The organism is Novosphingobium sp. ZW T3_23 (assembly GCF_044987305.1).
Lineage (GTDB): Bacteria > Pseudomonadota > Alphaproteobacteria > Sphingomonadales > Sphingomonadaceae > Novosphingobium.
Window position 1 is genome coordinate 1 of sequence record NZ_JBJDRF010000158.1, and the last position, 568, is coordinate 568.

General features: G+C 54.4%; 2 tRNA genes. Both read left to right on the forward strand.

Annotated features, from left to right (window positions below):
* Positions 1 to 204 precede the first annotated feature (204 nt).
* Positions 205 to 281 (forward strand) — tRNA-Ile (locus tag ACI3K3_RS25800).
* 13 nt (positions 282 to 294) lie between these two features.
* A tRNA-Ala gene (locus tag ACI3K3_RS25805) sits at positions 295 to 370 on the forward strand.
* Positions 371 to 568: the final 198 nt, after the last annotated feature.

The window sequence follows — 568 nt, forward strand, 5'->3', positions numbered from 1 at the left end:
GGGGAACCTGCGGCTGGATCACCTCCTTTCTAAGGATCGGACAGAAAGCGCCAGACTTCGCGTTTGGAAGAGCTTCTCTCCTTTTCAAAGAACATTGCCGTCGTCCTCATGTCCCTTCATCCTGGAGATAGCACCGCGAGGTGCTGTATGCCTGAGCTGGCTTATCTGCCGCCCGCGGCCAATTGGTCAGTTTGAGGCGAGGATGGGCCGGTAGCTCAGGTGGTTAGAGCGCACGCCTGATAAGCGTGAGGTCGCAAGTTCAACTCTTGCTCGGCCCACCATCCTTATCATTATGGGGCCTTAGCTCAGCTGGGAGAGCGGTTGCTTTGCAAGCATCAGGTCATCGGTTCGATCCCGATAGGCTCCACCACTTCTTTTGAAGTGGCGCATCGAAGATACTCCAGAGATGAAGCGAAACAGTTCCGGCTTTAGGGCCGGTTACGCGGGATTTGCCCGCAGATCTTTGACATTGTGAATGGGTTTTTTAATCGATGCCGTGGCGCGTCGTATTTGCCAGACGGGCACCTGACGTAGGTGTTTCGAAACGCGAATACATACGACGTGTCAT